This window comes from Rubritalea sp., from assembly GCF_039830215.1.
Lineage (GTDB): Bacteria > Verrucomicrobiota > Verrucomicrobiia > Verrucomicrobiales > Akkermansiaceae > Rubritalea.
Genome location: NZ_JBDOPO010000306.1, coordinates 1 through 4,140, shown reverse-complemented (window position 1 = coordinate 4,140; position 4,140 = coordinate 1). Strand labels below are relative to the sequence as shown.

The 4,140-nt window shown below is 50.0% G+C and carries 3 protein-coding genes; all 3 read right to left on the bottom strand.

Annotated elements, in window-relative coordinates:
• Positions 1–118: 118 nt before the first annotated feature.
• The gene (locus ABGY95_RS10185) at positions 119–2,212 is read right to left on the bottom strand and encodes a GDSL-type esterase/lipase family protein (protein ID WP_347441574.1); all 2,094 of its coding nucleotides are present in this window, start codon (positions 2,210–2,212) and stop codon (positions 119–121) included.
• Between the two features lie 95 nt (positions 2,213–2,307).
• The gene (locus tag ABGY95_RS10180; protein WP_347441573.1) at positions 2,308–3,156 is read right to left on the bottom strand and encodes an NAD(+)/NADH kinase; all 849 of its coding nucleotides are present in this window, start codon (positions 3,154–3,156) and stop codon (positions 2,308–2,310) included.
• A gap of 141 nt (positions 3,157–3,297) precedes the next feature.
• Positions 3,298–3,957 (bottom strand): superoxide dismutase, encoded by a 660-nt coding sequence (locus tag ABGY95_RS10175; RefSeq protein WP_347441572.1) that lies wholly within the window; start codon positions 3,955–3,957, stop codon positions 3,298–3,300.
• Positions 3,958–4,140 lie beyond the last annotated feature (183 nt).

Below are 4,140 nucleotides of genomic sequence, written 5' to 3'. Positions count from 1 at the left end.
GCCAAGCCCCAGCTTGGTATCAAGGGAGCAATGCATCAGGAAAGTGACACCTCTGTCCTAGCATGTACCGCTATATAGCGGGGTTATTCATCCCTAATCCTTACATTAAGCGCAGCGACTACTCCATTACTTTCTCCAATGTCGGCATAAGCGCCTCAGCCCAGATTTCGTATCCCTTTGCTTGGAGGTGAATCTTGTCGCTGGAATAGGCATCAGCTTTCAGCGAGCCATCGGTGTTGGTGAATGCTGGAGCGAGGTCTAGGTAGGTGACATGTTCTTTTTCACCCAGAGAGGCAATGTTCTTCTGGATCTTAGCGATGCTGAGGCGTCGGGCATCCTTAGGATGGTTACCAGACGGCAAGGGGCCTAGTAAGATGATCTCAGAGTCGGGTAGTTTAGCTATGAGTTCCTCGACTAATGCTTCTATGCCGCCAATTATCTGGTCCTCATTATGGTTTGCTGCAACTAGATTGTTGACGCCGACCAGAAGAACTACAGCCTTGGGCCTAAGCCCATCAAAGTTTCCGTGAGCGAGGCGGTAGAGCAGGTGTTCTGTGCGGTCGCCGGAGATGCCAAAGGATGCTGTTTTCCATTTGTCCGCAAAGAATTTATCGATCGGACGATCACCTCCTTTTTCAGCCATTCGCTTGTGCGAGCCAGTCCAAGATTGGGTAATAGAGTCACCGAAGAATACTAGCTCAAGGTCTTGGTTCTCTTTGCTGAGCTGGTTGATTTTTTCTAACTGGTTCCACCAAATGCCGCCTCCCCAGCCAGCGGGACCACCTCGGTATTCAGCAGATGGCGCGGGCAACGCAGCAGGATTCGTGTAGCTGCCATTGCTGCGGAGAGCAAAGTCGACGATTGGTTGCGGGTTGGGAAGGGAATGTGGGTGGTGGCCTTTGCCTTCTTTTAGGAAAACTTCAGCGTAGCCATTCAGCTTCTGAGCTGCGAGCTGGGAGTTTTCTAATCCAGGAACCACAGAGTCAGCTGTACCCACTAGGTAAAGAAGAGGAATTTTAGCTTCCTTGATTGTTGTAATGGTATCGACTGGGTTTGCTTGGAAGGCTTTTGCCTCTTCATCAGATTTGAAGCCATAGGCTTTCTTGCATTGTTCCCAATCCAGAGCGCTACCTCCGCCTGACCCAAAGCCCGCAGGCCAACTCTTGATGTCCATCACGCAATTATCGCCATAGATTCCGGCGACCTTCTTAGGGTTCGACACAGCCCAGTTGTGTATAGGTAGACCTCCGCGGCTCATGCCTTCTAAAAAGGGAGTCCTGGAAAGACCTATCGACTGCATGGCGTAGTAAAAGGTGTCCCAGCGCTGTGTCGCTTTAGGAGAACCAAATAGATTTGCTACATCACAATACACAATGTGCCAACCTAACTCTAACATCGTGATGTCGAATTGTGGCTGGCGCCCCCATAAGCGTGCGCGCCAAACCCAAGGTTTACCTACCGCGGCGGCTTTAGGGCTCACCACTTTACAGGGGGTTCCTTGAAACTCAAAATTCTGCATTGCGTAGCCATGGAAGTTTCCAAGCTTTGCGTTTTCCAGCGTATCTGTGGTCCATTGGTTATCGCGCTCGGTTGTGAGGTAGCGATGCAGGTGACGCGCCAGAACTTCTGCACCGAAGGCATTTGGATGCACTCCATCAGGGATCCAGCTCTTGTGGTTCACTAATGGTGTGTGGAGATCGATGAGTTCGGTATTGAGCTCTAAAGCCACATTGCGGATCAATGGGGCGACCTCGCTGCGGGTGACTTTCTCTGAGATCCCCCACCTGTCTTTGGCCACTGGCGCAGGCTGACAGAGAATCACGCGTGGTTTGCTAGGGAGGGATGTGTAGGAATGGACGAGAGCCTTGGTGTCATCTGCGAACTCTGCCTTAAATATCCAGTTATGTGGCTTCGAATCGTTCGTTCCTAATTTGATGATAACTATATCAGGCTGGTAGTTTAGGGAGTTTTGGTAGGCTTTTTCTTTAGTATAGGGGTGATCACCTTTGTTGAGCATCGTCCGGGCACTCACTCCGAAGTTCTTTACCTCGTAATCGTCGCCTAGCAGGTAGCCAAGCTGTGCTGGATAGTTGAGCTTCTCACGTGCAGCGACACCTGCGCCAAATGTGATAGAGTCGCCAACGCAGGCAATCTTAGTTTGCGCGGTGAGGCTAACAGTGAGTGCTAGGCAAGTTAAAAAAATGCATTTCATCGGTAAGTGATATGGTGGTGGTGCGCATCAATACTCACAATGGAGTGATACCCTTTCAGTCAAATGGCATCATAATAAAATTAGACTTGGAAGGGCTAACCCCAATGTAGTTTTTTGCGCAGAGTCGAGAAGTGTGAGCGATCTTTGAGGCGCAATAGATGGAGTTGGTGGTCCGCTTTTTTGATACTGATACGAGCGTCGCATGGAAGCTCAATGACGTCACGCCCATCGATAGAGTAAAATGCGAGACTCTTGGATTCATCGGTGGTTACCAGTTCGACCTCTGAAGAATCATCTAGAACTAGTGAGCGGTTAGTAAGTGAGTGAGGGCAAATCGGAGTGATCACAAATGCCTTAGCAATCGGTGAGAGTAAAGGGCCGCCAGCTGCTAGTGAATACGCTGTAGATCCAGTAGGGGTCGCCACGATCAGTCCGTCAGCATGGTAGTGGTTGAGCAATGCTCCATCTATGAAGGCATCGAGAGAAATGAGTCGACCCGTCTGACCACGTGAAAGAGTGATCTCGTTGACTGCAAAGTCGCTTTCAGTTTTGCCATCCGCGTAGGTGATGCATGTCTCGAGCAGGATGCGAGGAACTATTTTATAGCTCTGATCTAGCAGAGACTGGGCAAAGAGCTCTAACTCGTCGTCGGTGCATGAAGTGAGGAAGCCGAGAGTGCCAATGTTAATACCAGCGATTGGAGTCGAACTAGGCCCAATGCGGTGTGCAGCATTGATCATTGTTCCATCACCGCCCATCACAGTGATCACGTCACAGTGAGTAGCAAGTTCTGCTGCAGAGTACTTAGATTGAGCACCAACGATTTTTGCTGACTCATCTTCCAGTAGTGAGGTGATGGAGTGATTGGCCAATACCGCCTTGAGGGCATTGATGGTACTAGCTGCGCCCTTTTTGTGAGGATTCGCTATGATGCCGACTTTCATGAGGCCAGTGTGAAGATAGAAGTATGAAGTTTCAAGTGCTGAAACTTCAGCTTTTTTCTAGTGACTAGAAGCTCTCTTCTACTGAGAAAAAAACGCGACCCATTGCTGGATCGCGTTTTGAAAAAAGTATTAGTCTAACTATTAGCCGTGGCACTTTGAGTCCTCGCAGGACTTGCCTGTGACGTGAGCGTACTTCTCGCTCACAACATCCCAGTTTACGATCTCAAAGAATGCAGCGATGTAGTCTGGACGACGGTTCTGATAGTTGAGATAGTATGCGTGCTCCCAGACATCGAGGCCGAGGATTGGTGCACAGCCACATGCGTCAGCGAACTCACCCATGAGTGGGTTGTCTTGGTTGGGAGTGGAGCATACTGCTACGCTACCATCTTCCTTGGCACAGAGCCACGCCCAGCCTGAGCCGAACCGTGTAGCGCCAGCAGCCGCGAATGCCTTTTTGAAATCGTCAAACGAACCGAACTCTTTATCGATGGCTGCTGCGAGTTCACCGGATGGTGCGGATGCCCCCCCCGGAGTGATAACCTTCCAGAAGAGTGAGTGGTTGAGGTGTCCACCGCCGTTGTTTCGAACTGCTGCTTGCTTAGCTGCAGGAACTTTGTCGAGTTGCTGAACGAGCTGGCAGATTGCTAGCTCAGCGAGTTCACTGCCCTCTAGGGCTGCGTTGAGGTTAGTCACGTATGCATTGTGGTGCTTTGAGTGGTGAATCTCCATTGTACGTGCGTCAATTTGTGGTTCTAGTGCGTCGTACGCGTAGCCGAGTTCTGGAAGTGTGTAAGCCATAATGATATTTTCTAATATGTTTTGCGCCCCCTGCTCAGTGTGTTAGCACACTATGCAGTGAGAGCTGATGTTGGTAGTATGCTACGGCTCTGAATTTTCGCAAGTATCAAGATATGGATAAGATGACACCTCAGATGTGGGCAATCTTTGGCGCTGCCATTGCCGTTGTAATAGTGATAGTTG

Coding starts and splice junctions, on each gene's coding strand:
- ABGY95_RS10185 (WP_347441574.1), bottom strand. CDS start 2,212: ATGAAATGCATTTTTTTAACTTGCCTAGCACTCACTGTTAGCCTCACC.
- ABGY95_RS10180 (WP_347441573.1), bottom strand. CDS start 3,156: ATGAAAGTCGGCATCATAGCGAATCCTCACAAAAAGGGCGCAGCTAGT.
- ABGY95_RS10175 (WP_347441572.1), bottom strand. CDS start 3,957: ATGGCTTACACACTTCCAGAACTCGGCTACGCGTACGACGCACTAGAA.